We start from the raw sequence: 18,404 nt of genomic DNA, 5'->3' as shown, positions 1-18,404 counted from the left end.
CCCCTCCCCCCCCCCCCCCCCCCCCCCCCCCCCCCCCCCCCCCCCCCCCCCACCCCCGCTCCCACAAGGATTGCGGTGCCTCTAAGACAGCATCAGACGAATACCCCTCTGTACCGAATAACAACAGCTAGAGGTGATTCCCCATGTCGTCAGCCACTCCTTCCTCCACCGTGCACCCCGTCGACCGCGTTCTGCCGGTGCGACAGATGCTCACCCTCGGCCTGCAACACATGGCCGTCTCGTACATCGGCGCCATCGCCGTGCCGTTGATTGTCGCCAGTGCCCTGAAGATGTCCCACGCCGACACCGTGGTGCTGATCAGTACCACGCTGTTCTGCTCCGGCATCGCCACCCTTCTGCAAACCGTCGGCTTCTGGAAATTCGGCGTGCGTCTGCCGATTCTGCAAGGCGTGGCGTTCAGCAGCGTCGGCCCGGTGATTGCCATCGGCAGCAACCCCGACGTGGGGTTTGCCGGGGTCTGTGGGGCGGTGATCGGTGCCGGGATCTTCACCATGCTGATGGCGCCGTTCGTGGGCCGATTGCGGCGCTTTTTCCCGCCGGTAGTCACCGGCTGCATCGTCACGGTGATTGGTTTGCAGCTGTTCCCGATCGCCTATGAGTGGGTCGGTGGCGGACGCAACGCGAGCAACTTCGGCGCCCCGGCATTTCTCGCGGTGGCGGTGGTGGTGCTGCTGACCATTCTGCTGGTCAATCGCTATGGCAGTCCGTTGCTGCGCAACATGGCGGTGCTGGTGGGCATGCTGGTCGGCGCCGGTCTGGCTTACGGTCTGGGCATGGGCAATTTCCACAGTGTCGAAGAGGCCCCCTGGCTGACCGTGCCCTACCCGTTCTACTTCGGTTTGCCGACTTTCAGCCTGATCCCCATCGCGACCATGGTGGTGGTGATGATCGTGCAGATGGTCGAGTCGATGGGGCTGTTCGTGGCCATCGGCGACATCGTCGACAAACCGGTGGAAGACAAGCAGGTAATCAACGGCCTGCGCGCCAATGGCCTGGCCAGCACCATCGCCGGGATGTTCGCTGCATTCCCGTTCATCGCCTTCATGGAAAACGTCGGTCTGGTGATCCTGACCGGCGTGCGCAGCCGCTGGGTGGTCGCCGTCAGTGGCCTGCTGATGTGTTCGATTGCGCTGGTGCCCAAGGCCGGGGCGATCATCGCTTCGATGCCGACCGCGGCGTTGGGCGGCGCCGGCATTGCGATGTTCGGCGTGGTCGCGGCGGCGGGCATCCAGACCCTGGCCAAGGTCGATTACGAGCGCAATCGCTTCAACGTGCTGATCGTCGGTTTCACCATCGCCGCCGCGCTGGTACCGGTGCTCGCGCCCACCCTGTTCAAACAAATGCCCGAGTGGTCACAGCCGTTCCTGCACAGCAGCGTGGTCATCGCCTGCCTGGTGTCGGTGCTGCTCAACGCGGCGCTCAACGGCGTCAGCGTGCCAGAAACCACACCCGGCAAATCCGCCTCGCACATTCTCTGACTGGAGCCTGCCCATGACTCAACTTCAAAACATCCTGATCAAAAACCCGGTCGCGGTGATGACCGGCCTGCGCGGCCCGGGTGCCCGGGCCGGCGCAGTGGACATTCGTGTGGTCAACGGACGCATCGCCGAGATGGCCGCCGACCTCCAAGCGCAACCCGGCGAGCGGGTGATCGATGCGCGCAACGGCGTGGTCTATCCGGGCTGGATCAACACCCACCACCACCTGTTCCAGAACCTGCTCAAAGCCGTGCCCGAAGGCTTGAATCAGGATCTGCAAGGCTGGCTGGCGAGCGTGCCATATCCACGCCTGAACCGCTTTACCCCGCAACTGGCGCGGATCGCCGCCCGTCTGGGCATGATCGAGTTGCTGCTGTCTGGGGTGACGACGTGCGCCGATCACCACTATCTCTACCACGCCCACGGCAGCACCGAGACCGGGGATTTGCTGTTCGATCTGGCCGACGAATTCGGCCTGCGCTTTGTGTTGTGTCGCGGTGGCGCACTGGAGTCCGCCAGCGCCCACCCGGGCTTCTCGAAAACCGCGCTGCAACCGGAAAGCCTCGAACAAATGGTCGGCGACATCGAACGGCTGAAATCGCTGTATCACCAGGACACCCCGGACGCCCTGCGCCGGGTGGTCGTCGCACCCACCACGCCAACCTTTTCGCTGCCGCCGACCCTGCTGCGCGAACTGGCGCACACCGCGCGCGGCCTCGGTTTGCGTCTGCACACGCATTTGTCGGAAACGCAGAACTACGTGAATTTCTGCCGCGACAAGTACAACTGCCTGCCGGTGGAATTCGTCGCCGAACACGAATGGCTCGGCCCCGACGTCTGGTTTGCCCATGCCGTGCACCTGCAACCCGGCGAAATCCGCATGCTCGCCCAGACCGGCACCGGCGTCTCGCACTGCCCGGTGAGTAATGCTCGCCTCGGCAGCGGCGTCGCGCCAGTGCCGCAAATGTACGAGGCCGGCGTGCCGATCTCCCTCGGCGTCGACGGCGTGGCGTCCAACGAATCCGGGAGCATGGTCGGCGAAACCAACACCGCGTGGCTGATCCACCGCGCCGAACAGGGCGCCTCAGCGACCACCGTCGAAGACGTGATCCACTGGGGCACGGCGGGCGGTGCGCAGGTATTGGGATTGGGCGCGGTCGGTACGCTGGAGGTCGGGCAAGCGGCGGATCTGGTGATCTACAGCCTTGATCACCCACGCTTCTTCGGCTTCCACGACAGTGCGGTCGCACCGGTCGTCGCGGGCGAGCCGATCAGCGTGAAGTACAGCCTGGTGGGCGGCCGGATCGTGGTCGATAACGGCGTGATTCCGGGGCTGGATATCGAACGGATGCGCGCCGAGGCGTGGGAAGGTGTGCAGGCGATGATGAATATCGACGATTGACCGCGGATCCGCATGCAATGCAAAACCCTGTGGGAGCTGGCTTGCCAGCGAAGGCGGACGTTCAGTGAATGCAGCGGTGACTGATCCACCGCTATCGCTGGCAAGCCAGCTCCCACAAAAGAGTGTTGCATTCGCGACTTCAGGGATTCTCGACTAAGGTTACTCCCTCATCGGATTGAGCCCCTGCCAGCTCCACCGGGCTCTTGATCAAGGAGAGACTGATGACGTCGCGTCGCAACATCGAACAGACTTATCGCACTTGGTCCAGCCCCATCCTGCTGGAGTTGAAAAAGCGCGAACACCAAATGGCGCCGGTCGAGCGTCAGGCACTGGAGAATGTTTTGGTCGAACGAAGGTTGCTGGATGTCGGCAACCCCAACGGCCCCGACCGACGCAAGGGCACAGCGGGCAAGAATGACCGGCCCGGTTGATCAAAGCGTCAGACCGGGTTGATGTTCAACCCCAGCTTCAGCAGTTCCTTGCGCAGCATCGACGGTTTCACAAGCGCCATCCCCGCCTGCCATTGCAGCGGCAACAACCGATCCAGCTTCTGCTGGCTGAGCAGCGGCTCAGCCAGCAAACAACTCTTGCCGTCCCGGATGCTGATGACGTTCAGCAACCAGTCATCGCCCTGCCCGACCATCCAGCCGCCGATCTCGTTGCGATGTTTGTGAAGCAACGCATCGGCGTCCCACACCGTCATCTGTGCGAAGACCTGTGGCAGGTTGCTGTCCGGTTTGAAGCGTTTCAGATCCGCCGCCAACGCGGTCTGCAGGTCTGCTTCGATGGCGGCCTGACATTCGAGGAAATACTGCTCGGGCCAGTTTGCCGGCAGATTCGCCCGCTGCATTAATGCCTCATAAGCCTCAATATCCGCCTCAGAGGTCATCTGCCCGGTGAGGTTAAGCGTGTTATCGAGGATTGCCGTGGCCAGCAATGCCGCGCTTTGCTCGCTGATTCGCGAGAGCAGACCAGCAGCTTGCCAACGCTGAAAAACCAGCGTCGCCGCTGCACCAATCGGGCGGATGTCGGCGGCGGAACCCAGTCGCTCTGCCCAGTACGGCTCGTAACCGGGATGATGATCGATGACCTCGACCACTTGGTCGAGCACCACCAGCGGGTCGAAGTGGTGATAGTCGGACACATCGACCAACACGAATTCGTCGTTTGCTTGCGGCGTGTAACGCTGAAAAGCAGCGCCCCAACTCAGAACGGTCGGCGACACGCTGCTGTTGGGCTTTGCGCTGCTGACCGCGCGGGCGGGTACGCCTTGCAGGTTGAGCAATTCTGCGTAGGCGATGCAGCAGGCGTAGGCGTCGATGTCCAGATAGGAGGCGCCGGAGGTGATGATTTTCATGGGGCGCAAACGTCGCACATTTCCATGACATTGGGGTGACATAAAAAGATCGCAGCCTTCGGCAGCTCCTACAGGTTGAATGCAATCCAACTGTAGGAGCTGCCGCAGGCTGCGATCTTTTGATCTTCAGGCCGCGGCTTTACCAGCGGCCACCATCGCCGAAGCCGCGAGCATCGCCCGCAACAACACCGCACAGCCGGCCGCCAGATCGTCCGGCGCGGCGTTTTCGATTTCGTTGTGGCTGATCCCGCCCTCGCACGGTACGAAGATCATCCCGGCCGGGCCGAGTTCGGCGAGGAAGATTGCGTCGTGGCCCGCGCCGCTGACGATGTCCATGTGCGACAGGCCCAGACCTTTGGCGGCGCTACGCACGGCTTCGACGCAGCCTTTTTCGAAGTACAGCGGCGGGAAGTCGGCAGTCGGCGTTAGTTCATAGGTCAATCCGTGCTCTTCGCAAGTGGCGTCGATGACTTGCTTCACCTCGGCGATCATCGAATCGAGTCGTTCTGGTTGCAGATGCCGGAAGTCGAGGGTCATGCGCACTTCGCCGGGGATGACGTTGCGCGAGCCGGGATAGGCTTGCAGGCATCCGACGGTGCCGCAGGCATGGGGTTGGTGGCCGAGGGCCGCGCGGTTGACCGCGCCGACGATCACCGAAGCGCCGACCAGGGCGTCCTTGCGCAGGTGCATCGGGGTTGGCCCGGCGTGGGCTTCGACGCCGCGCAGTTTCAGGTCGAACCATTTTTGCCCGAGGGCACCGAGTACCACGCCGATGGTTTTCTGCTCGTCTTCGAGGATCGGGCCTTGCTCGATGTGTGCTTCGAAATAGGCACCCACCTTGTGCCCGCTGACTTTGCGTGGTCCGGCATAGCCGATGGCATTGAGCGCTTCGCCGACGGTGACGCCATCGGCATCGACCTTGGCCAGGGTTTCTTCGAGGGTGAATTTTTCCGCGAACACCCCGGAGCCCATCATGCACGGGGCGAAGCGCGAGCCTTCTTCGTTGGTCCAGACCACCACTTCCAGCGGTGCTTCGGTCTCCACGCCGAGGTCATTGAGGGTGCGCAGCACTTCGACGCCGGCGAGCACGCCGAAGCAGCCGTCGAACTTGCCGCCGGTGGGCTGGGTGTCGATGTGGCTGCCGGTCATCACCGGCGGCAGGTTCGGATTGCGCCCGGGACGGCGGGCGAAGATATTGCCGACTTCATCCACCGTGACGCTGCACCCGGCGTCCTTGCACCATTGCACGAACAGGTCGCGGGCCTGACGGTCGAGGTCGGTCAGGGCCAGACGACAGACCCCGCCCTTGACCGTCGCGCCGAGCTTGGCCAGTTCCATGAGCGAGGCCCAGAGGCGGTCGCGGTTGATGTGCTGATGGGTGGATTGCAGAACGTCTACGGCTGCGTTCATGTTGATCTCCTCAGGCAGTTCTTATGAGTGTCTTCAGGTAATTCTTTGGTGGGTTTGAGGCCGCGTTCGCGAGCAAGCCCGCTCCCACAAGTGAACGCATTCCAAAATGTGGGAGCGGGCTTGCTCGCGAAGGGGCCATCCCTCACACCGAAGATTTCACAACAGACGGGCTGCTTCGCATCGAACACAACCCGTAATAAATCAGCCCACCCAGCGCCGAGCCGGTAAACCAGCCATAGCTGTAAAACCAGCTGAACGCATCGCTGCCCAACGACAGCAAGGTCAGCACCACCGGCACGCCAAACGCGGTAAAACCGGCCCAGTTCCACGCCGGATACACGTCGTCCCGGTACAACCCGGCGAGGTCCAGTTGCTGTTTCTTGATCAGGAAATAGTCCACCACCATGATCCCGGCAATCGGCCCGAGCAGGCTCGAATAGCCCAGCAGCCAGTTGGAATACACGGTTTCCAGGCTGACATCGGACACGATCAGGCCCAACTTTTTCAGCAACTCGTGTGCCATCAACGCCAACCCGACGAAGCCGGTGAGCAACACCGCTTTGGTGCGATTGATCACCTTGGGTGCGATGTTCTGGAAATCATTGGTCGGCGAAACGATGTTCGCCGCTGTGTTGGTCGACAGCGTGGCGATGATGATCAGCGCCATGGCTAACGCAACCCACAGCGGGCTCTGGATATGGCCGATCAGACTGACCGGATCCGACACCGTAACGCCGACCAATTTCACCGACGCGGCAGTCATCACCACCCCCAGCGAAGCGAACAGAAACATGGTCAGCGGCAGGCCGAAAATCTGCCCGAGGATCTGATCCTTCTGGCTTTTGGCGTAGCGGCTGAAGTCGGGAATGTTCAGCGACAGCGTGGCCCAGAAACCAACCATCGCGGTCAGTCCGGCAGCGAAGTAACTGACCACACTGGCGCCTTCCGGGCGTTTCGGTGGAATCGCCAGCAACTCGGTCATCGACACATTGGGCATGGCCCACACCAGCAAACCGATGCCGACTGCCACCAACAACGGCGCAGACAGGGTTTCCAGCCACTTGATCGACTCGGCGCCGCGGATCACCACCCACAGGTTCAACGACCAGAAAATCATGAAACCGATCACCTCACCGGTTCCACCGAGGGATTTCCAGCCGTCGAAAATCGAGCCGAGAAACAGGTGAATCGCCAATCCGCCAAACATCGTTTGAATCCCGAACCAGCCGCACGCCACCAGCGCGCGAATCAGACACGGCACGTTGGAGCCAAGCACGCCGAACGACGAGCGCAGCAGCACCGGGAAGGGAATGCCGTACTTGGTGCCGGGAAAGGCATTGAGCGTCAACGGGATCAGCACGATGACGTTGGCCAGCAGAATCGCCATCAGCGCTTCGCCAACGGTGAGGCCGAAATAGGCGGTGAGCACCCCGCCGAGGGTGTAGGTCGGCACGCACACCGACATGCCGATCCACAGCGCGGTGATGTGCCATTTGTTCCAGGTTCGTTCGCGCACCTTGGTCGGTGCCATGTCGTGGTTGTAACGGGGACTGTCGAGGACGTCGCTGCCGGCTTCGAGTTCGAACAAGCCGTCGCGCTCGGTCACTTGCGATCTGTTCTGTTGCATGGCCGCTCCACTGTTCTTCTGATTATTTTTTTTCTCATCAGACGGCTGCACACCAAGGTGCGAACCGGACGATGGCCGGAGGAACTGACAACTTTCTTGCACCGGCCAGGGTGTCAGCGGCGGCATCAATAAACGTGCCGGATGCCCCGCTTACGCATCGGGCCGTGGTTCAAACGCATTGCAACTTTCTGATATGTCACGGTTTTAATTATTCACCGGAAGCGTCCTCGAAAACTTGTCTGCACGCTCAGGCTAAACGTTTGCCAAGTTGTTCGAACGGTCAGGACTCAATCTGGTGCACTGCACTTTTTTTCATCACCGGCGCTCAGCCGCAGCTCAACTTCAAGCAGCTGATTTCACATAGGAAATCTTGCTCATATTTCCATCCTGTCAAGTGCGTCAAAATGGTGAACAGCCTCACCATTTTGGTGATTTGCGTTTTTTATCCTTATTTTTCATGCACTTAAAATAGCAATAAGCTTATAAAAAATAATCTTGATCAATTGCAAAACTGCGACTAGCTTCTATTCCTGACAGCGCTGACAGGAATACGCCGATCAGCGTTGTACATCAATAAAACATTTAGAACCGGCACAAGTCGGTCATGCCTGCGAGGAACTCGGAATGTCTCTGTTGATCCGTGGCGCCACCGTTGTTACCCATGATGAAAGTTATCGCGCCGACGTCTATTGCGCTGACGGCGTGATCAAAGCCATTGGTCAAAACCTGGATATTCCCGCCGGCGCCGAAGTGCTCGACGGCAGCGGCCAATACCTGATGCCCGGCGGCATCGATCCACACACCCACATGCAACTGCCCTTCATGGGCACCGTGGCCAGCGAAGACTTTTACAGCGGCACTGCGGCGGGTCTGGCCGGGGGCACCACGTCGATCATCGACTTCGTGATTCCCAATCCGCAGCAGTCACTGATGGAAGCGTTTCACCAGTGGCGCGGCTGGGCCGAGAAGTCTGCGTCCGACTATGGCTTCCACGTCGCGATCACCTGGTGGAGCGAACAGGTGCGTGAGGAAATGGCCGAGCTGGTCAGCCATCACGGGATCAACAGCTTCAAGCATTTCATGGCCTACAAGAACGCGATCATGGCCGCCGACGACACGCTGGTGGCAAGTTTCGAGCGCTGTCTGGAACTCGGCGCGGTGCCGACCGTGCATGCGGAAAACGGCGAGCTGGTCTATCACCTGCAACGCAAGTTGATGGCCCAGGGCATCACCGGGCCGGAGGCGCATCCATTGTCGCGGCCATCGCAGGTGGAAGGCGAAGCGGCGAGCCGGGCGATTCGCATCGCTGAAACCATCGGCACGCCGTTGTATCTGGTGCACGTCTCGACCAAGGAAGCGCTGGACGAAATCACCTATGCCCGCAGCAAGGGTCAACCGGTGTACGGCGAAGTGCTGGCCGGGCATTTGCTGCTCGACGACAGCGTCTACCAGCACCCGGACTGGCAGACCGCCGCCGGTTACGTGATGAGCCCGCCGTTCCGTCCGCGCGGGCATCAGGAAGCGCTGTGGCATGGCCTGCAAAGCGGCAATCTGCACACTACCGCCACTGACCACTGCTGCTTCTGCGCCGAGCAGAAAGCCGCCGGGCGCGACGACTTCAGCAAGATCCCCAACGGCACCGCCGGCATCGAAGACCGCATGGCGGTGCTGTGGGATGAAGGGGTCAACAGCGGACGTTTGTCGATGCAGGACTTCGTCGCCCTCACCTCCACCAACACCGCGAAAATCTTCAACCTCTACCCGCGCAAAGGCGCGATCCGCGTCGGCGCCGATGCCGACCTGGTGCTGTGGGATCCGCAAGGCACCCGCACCATCTCCGCCAAGACCCACCATCAGCAGGTGGACTTCAATATCTTCGAAGGCAAGACCGTGCGCGGCGTGCCGAGCCATACCGTCAGCCAGGGCAAAGTGGTTTGGGCCGATGGCGACCTGCGCGCCGAGCGCGGGGCCGGGCGGTACATCGAACGGCCGGCGTATCCGGCGGTGTTTGATTTGCTGAGCAAGCGGGCTGAATTACACAAGCCCACAGCGGTTAAACGCTGATCCGATCCCCTGTGGCGAGGGAGCTTGCTCCCGCTGGGTGGCGAAGCCGCCCCAAAACCAGGCAATGCGCTCATCCTGATACCCAGGAGTGAATGGTTTTTGGGCCTGCTGCGCAGTCCAGCGGGAGCAAGCTCCCTCGCCACAGGGTATGACGAAAACCACTGCCCATCAGAGGCAGAGAACCTCAATAACCGTGAGGCAAAAAACCGTGATCGAGACCCTGAACCATCTCCCGCATCCGCACGAAAGCGCGGCCGCCCTCGCCGGCCATTTCACTGATCTGGCGCCACCGCTCAACGCCCGGCAGGCGCATCTGGAAGCCTCGCGCTGCCTGTATTGCTACGACGCCCCGTGCGTCAACGCGTGCCCCAGCGAAATCGACATTCCGTCGTTCATCCGCAATATCCATCAGGACAACGTGCCCGGTGCGGCGCAGAAAATTCTTTCGGCGAACATCCTCGGCGGCAGTTGCGCGCGGGTCTGCCCAACGGAAATCCTCTGTCAGCAAGCCTGCGTGCGTAACAACGCCCAGGAATGCGCGCCGGTGCTGATCGGCCTGCTGCAGCGCTACGCCGTGGACAATGCGCACTTCACTGAACACCCGTTCCAGCGCGGCGCCGCTACCGGCAAACGCATCGCCGTGGTCGGCGCCGGGCCAGCGGGGTTGTCCTGCGCCCACCGCAGCGCGATGCACGGGCATGACGTGGTGATTTTCGAAGCGCGGGAGAAGGCTGGCGGCCTCAACGAATACGGGATCGCCAAGTACAAACTGGTCGACGACTATGCGCAGAAGGAGCTGGATTTCCTCCTGCAGATCGGCGGCATCGAAATCCGTCACGGGCAGAAACTCGGCGAGAATCTGACCCTCAGCGAGCTGCATCAGCAGTTCGACGCGGTGTTCCTCGGCCTCGGCCTCAATGCCAGCAAACAGCTCGGCCTGCCCCACGAGGACGCGCCCGGCCTGCTCGCCGCCACCGACTACATCCGTGAACTGCGCCAGGCCGATGACCTGACGCAACTGCCACTGGCCGAGCGCTGCATCGTCCTCGGCGCCGGCAACACCGCGATCGACATGGCCGTGCAGATGGCCCGCCTCGGTGCCCGTGACGTGAATCTGGTGTATCGCCGGGGTGCGGCGGACATGGGCGCCACCGGTCACGAACAAGACATCGCCAAAGCCAATCAGGTGCGCCTGCTGACCTGGGCGCAACCGGAGGAAGTCCTGCTCGACGATCAGGGCCATGTGCGCGGTATGCGTTTCGCTCGTACCGAACTGGTCGACGGTCGCCTGCAAGGCACTGGCGAAACCTTCGAACTGGCCGCCGATGCGATTTTCAAAGCCATCGGCCAGGCCTTCGACAGCAGCGCCCTCGCCGACCCGCTGGCCCGCGAACTCAAGCGTCAAGGCGAACGGATTCAGGTCGATGAAAATCTTCGCACGAGCATTCCCGGCGTGTATGCCGGTGGCGACTGCACCAGCCTCGATCAGGACCTCACCGTGCAAGCCGTACAGCACGGCAAACTCGCCGCCGAGGCGATCAACGCGCAACTGATGCTCAACGTGGAGGCTGCGTAAATGGCCGATCTCTCGATTGTCTTCGCCGGTATCAAAGCCCCCAACCCCTTCTGGCTGGCCTCCGCGCCGCCGACCGACAAGGCCTACAACGTGGTGCGCGCCTTCGAGGCCGGTTGGGGTGGCGTGGTCTGGAAAACCCTCGGCGAGGACCCGGCAGCGGTCAACGTCTCGTCACGCTACTCGGCACACTACGGCAACAACCGCGAAGTGCTGGGGATCAACAACATCGAACTGATCACCGACCGCTCGCTGGAGGTCAACCTGCGCGAGATCACCCAGGTCAAGAAGGACTGGCCGGATCGCGCGCTGATCGTCTCGTTGATGGTGCCGTGCGTCGAGGAATCGTGGAAACACATCCTGCCGCTGGTGGAAGCCACCGGCGCCGATGGCATCGAGCTGAATTTCGGTTGCCCGCACGGCATGCCCGAGCGCGGCATGGGCGCGGCGGTCGGTCAGGTGCCGGAATATGTCGAGCAGGTCACCCGCTGGTGCAAGACCTATTGCTCGCTGCCGGTGATCGTCAAGCTGACGCCGAACATCACCGACATCCGCGTCGCCGCCCGCGCTGCGCATCGCGGTGGCGCCGATGCGGTGTCGCTGATCAACACCATCAACTCGATCACCAGCGTCGATCTGGAACACATGGTCGCCCTGCCCACCGTCGGCAGCAAAAGCACCCACGGCGGTTATTGCGGTTCGGCGGTCAAGCCGATTGCACTGAACATGGTCGCCGAGATCGCTCGTGATCCGCAGACCCAAAGCCTGCCGATCTGCGGTATCGGCGGCATCGGCAGTTGGCGTGATGCGGCGGAATTCATGGCGCTGGGCAGCGGCGCGGTGCAGGTGTGCACGGCGGCGATGCTGCATGGTTTCCGGATTGTCGAGGAGATGAAGGACGGGCTGTCGCGCTGGATGGACAGCCAAGGCTACGCCAACATCGCCGAGTTCTCCGGGCGCGCGGTGGGCAATACCACGGACTGGAAGTACCTCGACATCAACTATCAGGTGATCGCGAAGATCGACCAGGACGCGTGCATCGGTTGCGGGCGCTGCCACATTGCTTGCGAAGACACTTCACACCAGGCGATCAGCAGCCTCAAGCTGGCTGACGGCACGCATAAATATGAAGTGATCGATGATGAGTGTGTCGGCTGCAATCTGTGCCAGATCACCTGCCCGGTGGCGGACTGCATCGAGATGGTGCCGATGGAAACCGGGAAGCCGTTTCTGGACTGGAATCATGATCCGAGGAATCCTTACCACGTTGCCGTCTAGATCGCCGGCTGATCCAACAGCCCCCTCACCCTAACCCTCTCCCAAAGGGAGAGGGGACTGATTGGGGGATATTTCAGAAATCCACCGACTTGAGCGATTTACTTTGAATCCATAATCGATACATGCACAGGCTCGGACGGCTTTGAATCCAAAGTCGATGCATGCACATGCTCGGACGGCTTTTTGAGTCCATATTCGACTGGATTTTTCAGGTCGATGTAACTCGCAAGACACCTCGGTCGGCCCCCTCTCCCTCCGGGAGAGGGTTGGGGTGAGGGTCAGCTCTTGCTTCAGGGCTCCAACCCGATCCCGCGCAAAATCACACTGGTCACCGTCTGCACCGCCCGCTCGAACTGCATGTCCGACAGCGGTTGATGCTCGTTCAAAATATTCACCTGATGATCGAAGTCGGCGTAATGCTGGGTCGAGGCCCAGATCATGTACAGCAGGCTCGACGGTTCCACCGGCAGAATCCGCTTGTCCTCGACCCACTGGCGGATCTTCGCTTCCTTCATTTTCGCCCACTCATACAGGCTCAGATCCAGCGCCTCACCCAGGGTCGGGGCGCCGTGGATGATCTCGTTGGCCCAGACTTTCGAACCATAGGGCCGGCTGCGCGAGTGGTTCATCTTGGCGCGGATGTAACTGCTGAGCACCACCCGCGGGTCATCGAACATCTCGAAGCACAGCGCGTCCTGTTTCCAAACCTCCAGCAGGTCAAACAGCACCGCGCTGTACAGTTCGCTTTTGGTCGAGAAGTAGTAATGCAGGTTGGAACGCGGCAGCTGCACTTCGGCAGCGATGTCGGCCATGGCGGTGCCGCCGAAACCTTTTTCGGCGAAGACTTTTTCCGCCGCGAGCAGGATTTTCTCGACGTTACTGCGACGAATCTCGATCTTGTGATTGCCCATGAGGGCTCCCTGACAACGACGTTGTTGAAGACTAGCATCCGCTCTGCTCTGGGGGCGACCGCTGTAAATAAAACTTCGTTTGCAAGTCTGCGGATGGCTAAACTGGCGTTTCTTTGTCCTGCCTCAGAGGTATCCGCGATGCTGTTCAAGAATGTCCTGACCACCACTGCCCTGCTCGCTTCGCTGTTCGCCGCATCTTCGGTTTTCGCCCACGCCCACCTGAAAAGTGCAACGCCGGCCGCCGACAGCACCGTCGCCGCACCGGCCGATCTGCGCCTGACTTTCTCCGAAGGTGTCGAAGCCAGTTTCACCAAAGTCAGCCTGACCCACGATGGCGCCCCGGTCGCGATCAAAGCGCTGACCACCGAGAACGAAAAGAAAACCCTGATCGTCACCCCCGCCGCACCACTCGACGCCGGTGAATACAAAGTCGAATGGCACGCGGTGTCGGTCGATACACACAAGAGCGAAGGCGCCTATCAGTTCAAGGTCGGCCAGTAATTCATGAGTGAAGCGCTGGTGCTGTGTCGCTTTGTGCATTTCAGCGCGGTATTGATGGTGTTCGGCGCCTGGCTGTTCCGGCCGCTGCTGCTCAAGGCGCCCGTGCCGACACTGGATCGGCATCTGGCGCAACTGGCGCGCTGGCTGACGGCGATTGCGCTGTTCAGCGGTGTCACCTGGGCGCTGTTGATCACCGCAAGCATGGCCGGCTCGGCGGCGGCCGCGTTCGACCCGGACACCATTGAAGTGGTGCTCGGCAATACCTTTTTCGGGCAGGTATGGCGCTGGCATCTGCTGATCAACGCGCTGTTGCTGGCGTTGTTATTTACGCCTTGGCGATCGAACGTGCCGTTGCGCCTGGGCTTGAGCGGATTGTTGCTGGCGACGCTGGCACCGGTCGGTCACGGTGCGATGCTCGATGGTCTGAGCGGGCAACTGCTGATCCTCAACCAGATCGTTCATCTGACGTGTGTGGCCGCGTGGCTCGGCGGATTGTTGTTGCTGGTGTTGATCCTGCGTCAACCTGGCGAAGCGATGGGCCGGATCCTGCAACGCTTCAGCGGTGTCGGTTACGCGATCGTTGGGGGGCTGCTGATCACCGGGCTGATCAACGTGCGCGTGCTGACCGGCCAATGGTGGCCGACGCCGTTGTTTGCGGGGTTTGCGTTGATTCTGCTGATCAAGGCGTTGCTGGTGGCAGGCATGCTCGCCCTGGCGCTGTTCAACCGCTTGCGGATTGATGATTGCGAACAGCGGATGGGCGCGCTCAAGCGCAGTGTGGTGCTGGAGTGGTTGTTGGGGATCGGTGCGGTTGCCGCCGTCTCCCTGCTCGGCACCCTGCCGCCGATGATTGCTGGATAAACCCGATCCTATTGTGGGAGCGGGCTTGCTCGCGAAGGCGGCGTGTCAGATACGGAAATATCAACTGACACACCGCCTTCGCGAGCAAGCCCGCTCCCACATTTTGATCTGTGGAGGTCAATGCGGTTGTGTGTCGCCCGCTGCAGTATCGATGCTGACCACCACCGACATCCCCGGTCGCAGGCGTTCCTCTTCCTGCTGGCCCTCATCAATGGTGATCCGCACCGGCACTCGCTGGGCGATTTTCACGAAGTTGCCGGTGGCATTGTCTGCCTGCAACAGAGCGAATTCCGAACCTGTGGCCGGTGAGATGTGCTGCACATGGCCGGTGAATCTGCGGTGGTTCAGCGCATCGACGGTGAAGCGCACCGGCTGCCCGACCCGCACGTTGTCCATCTGGGTTTCCTTCATGTTGGCGATCACCCATTTCTGGTTCGGCACCAACGCCATCAACTGCGCCCCGGAGTTGACGTAAGCGCCCAGGCGCACGCCGATCTGCCCGAGCTGGCCGTCACGCGGGGCGACGATGCGGGTGTTCGACAAATCAATTCGCGCCAGTTGCACCGCCGCTTCAGCGCTGGCAACTGCCGCTTCCAGCGAGCCGCGATTGACGATCACCGTTTGCAGGTCCTGACGGGCGATTTCCAAGTTGGCCTTGGCCTGCGCCACCGCCGCTATGCCCTGCGCGTTGGCCGCCAGGGCCACGTCCATTTCGCGCTTGGACACCGAACCGTCGCTCACCAGCTCCTTGTTACGGCGCAGATCCGCCTCGCTTTTGCGCAACTGCGCTTCGCTGTCGGCCACCACGGCCTGCCGCAGCTTGATCGTCGCTTCGGCGCTGTTGCGTTGCTGCACCACATTGGCCAGCGAGGCTTTCTGCACTGCCAGTTGCGCCAGTGCCTGGTCGAGGTGCTGCTGATAAATCCGGTCGTCCAGGCGCACCAGCAAATCGCCGGCCTTCACGTACTGGAAGTCCTGCACCGGCACTTCAAACACGTAACCGCTGAGTTGCGGGCCGATGATCGTCACCTGGCCGCGCACCAAAGCGTTTTCGGTGGTCTCGACCGCGCTGCTGAACGGCGGCAACTGCCAGGCGTACAGCACGATCAGCACGCCGACGATGGCAATCGCGGCAAAGCCCAGCGACGAGATGACCCGCACCCGCAACGAGCGTGGCTCGGTGTTCGGCGAGGACGGCGGCGCCACGCCTTCCGGGGTGGCGGCGATGGCATTGGTGGTTGTGGTGGTCGGTTCGGTCATGAATTGGAGGCACCGCTAGGAGGTACGGAAGGCGCTGGGTCGACGGCTTTGGTGGTGCTCATCAGCCACAGCGCACGAATGGACAGCCAGATCATGGTCAGCACCGCAATCACGGCGATCAGCATGAACACATCGTTATAGGCCAGTACGTTGGCTTCGCGGGTCGCCGCGTTGGACAGACTGCGAATCCCGGCCAGATTGCGCAGGCTCGGGTCGGCCAGCAAGGAGCCATAGGCCGAACCGCCGCTCTGCACGCGGGCAGCCACCAGCGGATCGGACAGCGTCAGGTGCTCGACCAGATGACTGGAGTGGAATTTCTCGCGCACGATCTGGAACGTGCCCAACAACGCCGCGCCGAGCAAGCCGCCGAGGTTGTTGCAGATCCCGAACAACACCGAAAAACTCACCAGGTTGCGCGGGTTGGTCAGCACGTTGCGCGTGCCGAAAACCATGGTCGGGCCGAGGAAAAACGTGCTGCCGAAGGCCAGCAGGAACTGACTGAAATACAGGTTCGCCGGGCGGGTCAGGTTATTGGAAAAACTGTCCATCACCGAACCGGTCGCCATCAGCGCCAGCGAGATGATCAGCGGCATCAGCAGGTGCTTGGGATCGATGGTCAGCGCGCTGGTCGCCAGCCCGGCAACGCTGCCGATCAGCATCACCACGTACAGGCTGTGCAACTGCTCATAACCCATGTTGAGGTTCTGCATGAAACCGACGGCGCCGGTGGACTGCTCCGAGGTCACCATGCGAATCAGGGTCACCGCCAGCGCCAGGCGGATCATCGTGCCACTGCCGAGCCAACGGGTCATCAGCATCGGGTTGCTGCGATTGTGCTCGATCGCCAGTCCCGCGAGGATCAGGGCAATCGAGGCCGCCAGCGCATAGCCGATCCAGTTGGCCTCCAGCCACCAATCGATCCGCCCCAGCGACAACACCGCGCAAAGCAGTGCCACGCCGCTGGCGAGAATCGCGAAGGTGAGAAAATCCAGCGGTTCGAAGGTCTTGAAGCGGTCACCGGGCGGCAACTTGAGCAACAGCACGCAGCCCAGCGACAGCAAAGCCATGCCCAATTCGAACAGGTACAAGCCGCGCCATTCGGCAATCTGCAGCAAGTCCTCGGAGAACAGGCGCGCCAGCGGCAAGGCCAGTTGTGAGGCGCCGAGCCCGAGCACCAACGCCTTCAGCCGCCACTTGGCCGGAAACGCCTGGACCATGTAATACAGACCCAGCGAACTCAGTGCCGCACCGACCATGCCGTGCGCCGCACGCACCGCGATGGCCGAGCTCAGGTCGTTGACGAACAGGTGGCCGAAGGTCACCAGCGCATACAGCACCAGAAACACTTCGGTGAATGCACGCAGGCCGAACTGCTGACGAAACTTCACCAGCAGCAGGTTCATCGACACGTTGGTCATCACGTAGGCGGCCGGCAGCCAGGCCATCTCCGCCGTAGTCGCACCCAGCGCGCCTTGCAGGTAAGGCAGGTTGGCGACCACCAGCGAGTTGCCCAGACCACCGGTCACCGCCACCAGCAACCCGACCAGCGCATAGGCCAGGCGCTTGGGGTAGGAGTGCAACGGCGTCGAGGGGGAACCGGGCAGACTGGGCTTCTCGTGTGGCTGCCAGTTGCGCGGGGCGTATCGATCCATTGAAAGGCCTTGTGCTGAGGTTGCTTGAGTGTGCCGCAAATTTTGCGGCAAACCCATATCCCTTGTGACAACAGAGACACCTGTGGGAGCGGGCTTGCTCGCGAATGCGGTGTACCAGTCAATAAATATGTCGACTGTTACACCGCATTCGCGAGCAAGCCCGCTCCCACAGGGTCAGGTGTTGGGCCGGGTTTTTTGTATCAGGCGCGCAGCATCATGTAAGCCGCGACCACCAGGCACACACTGGCAAAGCCCACCTGCAACGTCCGCGCCGGAACCCGGGCGCAGAGTTTGCGGCCGATGATCATGCCGACGATGCTGGCGATGATGAACGCCACGCCAAGGCTGTCGATGCGCACGCCGGCATGAAACGCGCCGATCACCCCGATCGCCGAAATCAGGCTGATCACCATCAACGACGTCGCAACGATGCCGCGCATCTGCACATCGGTCAGTTGCTTGAACGCCGGGACGATCAGGAAGCCACCACCGACGCCGAGCAGTCCCGACACCACGCCCGTGACCGCGCCCAATGCCGCCAGTGTCGTGGTGCATTTGGCGGTCCAGTCGAAACGCCCGGTCTCTTCATTCAGCATGCAGTTTTTCTGGCCCCAGCTCGCGTGGCCGTGATCGCTCAGCCCTTCGTGCTGACGCTCACGGCGCAGCATCCGCCAAGCGACCATGACCATCAGCAGGCTGAAGAGGATCATCAGAATCTTCTCAGGCAACTGGTGCGCGAAATAAATCCCCACCGGCGAAAACACCGCACCGAGCGCCGCAATCAGCAGCGCTGCGCGATAGCGCACCAGCCCATGGCGCAAGCCATCAATCGCCCCGACCGCCGCCGCACTGCCGACCGCAAACAACGCGACCGGCGCCGCTTGCGTCATCGTCCAGCCAAGGCCCAGCACCAGCGCCGGCACCGCGAGAATCCCGCCGCCTGCCCCGGTGAGCCCGAGAATCAACCCCATCAACACGCCAAACAGACTTGCCAGCAACATAGGATTTA

The 18,404-nt window shown here is 61.6% G+C and carries 15 protein-coding genes; 8 read left to right on the top strand and 7 right to left on the bottom strand.

The window, feature by feature from the left end:
* Positions 1-143 precede the first annotated feature (143 nt).
* From AC27VU_RS20865 to AC27VU_RS20855, 3 genes are all read left to right on the top strand, one after another.
* Positions 144-1,499 (top strand): nucleobase:cation symporter-2 family protein, encoded by a 1,356-nt coding sequence (locus AC27VU_RS20865; RefSeq protein ID WP_003224032.1) that lies wholly within the window; start codon positions 144-146, stop codon positions 1,497-1,499.
* Positions 1,500-1,512: 13 nt separating this feature from the next.
* Complete coding sequence (locus AC27VU_RS20860) at positions 1,513-2,901, top strand: amidohydrolase family protein (protein ID WP_488724837.1); 1,389 nt, start codon at positions 1,513-1,515, stop codon at positions 2,899-2,901.
* A 221-nt stretch (positions 2,902-3,122) separates the two neighbouring features.
* Positions 3,123-3,332 (top strand): hypothetical protein, encoded by a 210-nt coding sequence (locus tag AC27VU_RS20855; protein ID WP_488724836.1) that lies wholly within the window; start codon positions 3,123-3,125, stop codon positions 3,330-3,332.
* A gap of 8 nt (positions 3,333-3,340) precedes the next feature.
* Here the strand turns inward: AC27VU_RS20855 and AC27VU_RS20850 are convergent, their stop codons facing one another.
* The 3 genes from AC27VU_RS20850 to AC27VU_RS20840 all read right to left on the bottom strand — a co-directional run bounded on the left by AC27VU_RS20850 (position 3,341) and on the right by AC27VU_RS20840 (position 7,295).
* A complete protein-coding gene (locus AC27VU_RS20850; protein WP_488724835.1) occupies positions 3,341-4,258 on the bottom strand; it encodes a DHH family phosphoesterase in 918 nt (305 codons plus the stop codon).
* Positions 4,259-4,384: 126 nt separating this feature from the next.
* Positions 4,385-5,668 carry a Zn-dependent hydrolase gene (locus AC27VU_RS20845; protein ID WP_488724834.1) on the bottom strand — a complete coding sequence of 428 codons (1,284 nt, stop codon included), beginning with the start codon at positions 5,666-5,668 and terminating at the stop codon, positions 4,385-4,387.
* A gap of 142 nt (positions 5,669-5,810) precedes the next feature.
* On the bottom strand, positions 5,811-7,295 hold the full coding sequence (locus AC27VU_RS20840; protein WP_488724833.1) for an NCS1 family nucleobase:cation symporter-1: 1,485 nt from the start codon (positions 7,293-7,295) through the stop codon (positions 5,811-5,813).
* Between the two features lie 624 nt (positions 7,296-7,919).
* On the opposite strand from AC27VU_RS20840, the gene hydA reads away from it, so the two are divergent.
* The 3 genes from hydA to preA all read left to right on the top strand — a co-directional run bounded on the left by hydA (position 7,920) and on the right by preA (position 12,210).
* Positions 7,920-9,359 (top strand): dihydropyrimidinase, encoded by a 1,440-nt coding sequence (gene hydA, locus AC27VU_RS20835; protein ID WP_226501676.1) that lies wholly within the window; start codon positions 7,920-7,922, stop codon positions 9,357-9,359.
* A gap of 208 nt (positions 9,360-9,567) precedes the next feature.
* Positions 9,568-10,935: an NAD(P)-dependent oxidoreductase gene (locus AC27VU_RS20830; protein WP_488724832.1), complete on the top strand. Its 1,368-nt coding sequence runs from the start codon at positions 9,568-9,570 to the stop codon at positions 10,933-10,935.
* Positions 10,936-12,210 carry an NAD-dependent dihydropyrimidine dehydrogenase subunit PreA gene (gene preA, locus AC27VU_RS20825; protein ID WP_488724831.1) on the top strand — a complete coding sequence of 425 codons (1,275 nt, stop codon included), beginning with the start codon at positions 10,936-10,938 and terminating at the stop codon, positions 12,208-12,210.
* Between the two features lie 290 nt (positions 12,211-12,500).
* Here the strand turns inward: preA and AC27VU_RS20820 are convergent, their stop codons facing one another.
* On the bottom strand, positions 12,501-13,121 hold the full coding sequence (locus tag AC27VU_RS20820; RefSeq protein WP_045122396.1) for a TetR/AcrR family transcriptional regulator: 621 nt from the start codon (positions 13,119-13,121) through the stop codon (positions 12,501-12,503).
* Between the two features lie 138 nt (positions 13,122-13,259).
* On the opposite strand from AC27VU_RS20820, the gene copC reads away from it, so the two are divergent.
* Positions 13,260-13,622, top strand: a complete 363-nt coding sequence (copC, locus tag AC27VU_RS20815; RefSeq protein ID WP_488724830.1) for a copper homeostasis periplasmic binding protein CopC — start codon at positions 13,260-13,262, stop codon at positions 13,620-13,622.
* Positions 13,623-13,625: 3 nt separating this feature from the next.
* Positions 13,626-14,483 (top strand): copper homeostasis membrane protein CopD, encoded by an 858-nt coding sequence (gene copD / locus AC27VU_RS20810; RefSeq protein WP_488724829.1) that lies wholly within the window; start codon positions 13,626-13,628, stop codon positions 14,481-14,483.
* Between the two features lie 117 nt (positions 14,484-14,600).
* On the opposite strand, the gene AC27VU_RS20805 is transcribed toward copD, so the two are convergent.
* The 3 genes from AC27VU_RS20805 to AC27VU_RS20795 all read right to left on the bottom strand — a co-directional run bounded on the left by AC27VU_RS20805 (position 14,601) and on the right by AC27VU_RS20795 (position 18,396).
* The gene (locus AC27VU_RS20805) at positions 14,601-15,743 is read right to left on the bottom strand and encodes an HlyD family secretion protein (protein ID WP_103484665.1); all 1,143 of its coding nucleotides are present in this window, start codon (positions 15,741-15,743) and stop codon (positions 14,601-14,603) included.
* Positions 15,740-17,395: an MFS transporter gene (locus tag AC27VU_RS20800; protein ID WP_488724828.1), complete on the bottom strand. Its 1,656-nt coding sequence runs from the start codon at positions 17,393-17,395 to the stop codon at positions 15,740-15,742. The genes AC27VU_RS20805 and AC27VU_RS20800 overlap by 4 nt, the downstream gene beginning before the upstream one ends.
* Positions 17,396-17,595: 200 nt before the next feature.
* Positions 17,596-18,396, bottom strand: a complete 801-nt coding sequence (locus tag AC27VU_RS20795) for a sulfite exporter TauE/SafE family protein (RefSeq protein WP_488724827.1) — start codon at positions 18,394-18,396, stop codon at positions 17,596-17,598.
* Between the last annotated feature and the right edge of the window lie 8 nt (positions 18,397-18,404).

The sequence above is a fragment of the Pseudomonas sp. 14P5.3.2 genome, assembly GCF_057799175.1.
Note: the sequence above shows the minus strand (reverse complement) of the source record. Positions and strands in the feature narration are given on the sequence as shown.

Excerpts from the sequence above, each read along its gene's own strand:
- preA (WP_488724831.1), top strand. The coding sequence starts at position 10,936 with ATGGCCGATCTCTCGATTGTCTTCGCCGGTATCAAAGCCCCCAACCCC.
- AC27VU_RS20855 (WP_488724836.1), top strand. The coding sequence starts at position 3,123 with ATGACGTCGCGTCGCAACATCGAACAGACTTATCGCACTTGGTCCAGC.
- AC27VU_RS20845 (WP_488724834.1), bottom strand. The coding sequence starts at position 5,668 with ATGAACGCAGCCGTAGACGTTCTGCAATCCACCCATCAGCACATCAAC.
- AC27VU_RS20805 (WP_103484665.1), bottom strand. The coding sequence starts at position 15,743 with ATGACCGAACCGACCACCACAACCACCAATGCCATCGCCGCCACCCCG.
- AC27VU_RS20850 (WP_488724835.1), bottom strand. The coding sequence starts at position 4,258 with ATGAAAATCATCACCTCCGGCGCCTCCTATCTGGACATCGACGCCTAC.
- AC27VU_RS20860 (WP_488724837.1), top strand. The coding sequence starts at position 1,513 with ATGACTCAACTTCAAAACATCCTGATCAAAAACCCGGTCGCGGTGATG.
- hydA (WP_226501676.1), top strand. The coding sequence starts at position 7,920 with ATGTCTCTGTTGATCCGTGGCGCCACCGTTGTTACCCATGATGAAAGT.
- copD (WP_488724829.1), top strand. The coding sequence starts at position 13,626 with ATGAGTGAAGCGCTGGTGCTGTGTCGCTTTGTGCATTTCAGCGCGGTA.
- AC27VU_RS20800 (WP_488724828.1), bottom strand. The coding sequence starts at position 17,395 with ATGGATCGATACGCCCCGCGCAACTGGCAGCCACACGAGAAGCCCAGT.
- AC27VU_RS20840 (WP_488724833.1), bottom strand. The coding sequence starts at position 7,295 with ATGCAACAGAACAGATCGCAAGTGACCGAGCGCGACGGCTTGTTCGAA.
- AC27VU_RS20795 (WP_488724827.1), bottom strand. The coding sequence starts at position 18,396 with ATGTTGCTGGCAAGTCTGTTTGGCGTGTTGATGGGGTTGATTCTCGGG.
- AC27VU_RS20865 (WP_003224032.1), top strand. The coding sequence starts at position 144 with ATGTCGTCAGCCACTCCTTCCTCCACCGTGCACCCCGTCGACCGCGTT.
- copC (WP_488724830.1), top strand. The coding sequence starts at position 13,260 with ATGCTGTTCAAGAATGTCCTGACCACCACTGCCCTGCTCGCTTCGCTG.
- AC27VU_RS20820 (WP_045122396.1), bottom strand. The coding sequence starts at position 13,121 with ATGGGCAATCACAAGATCGAGATTCGTCGCAGTAACGTCGAGAAAATC.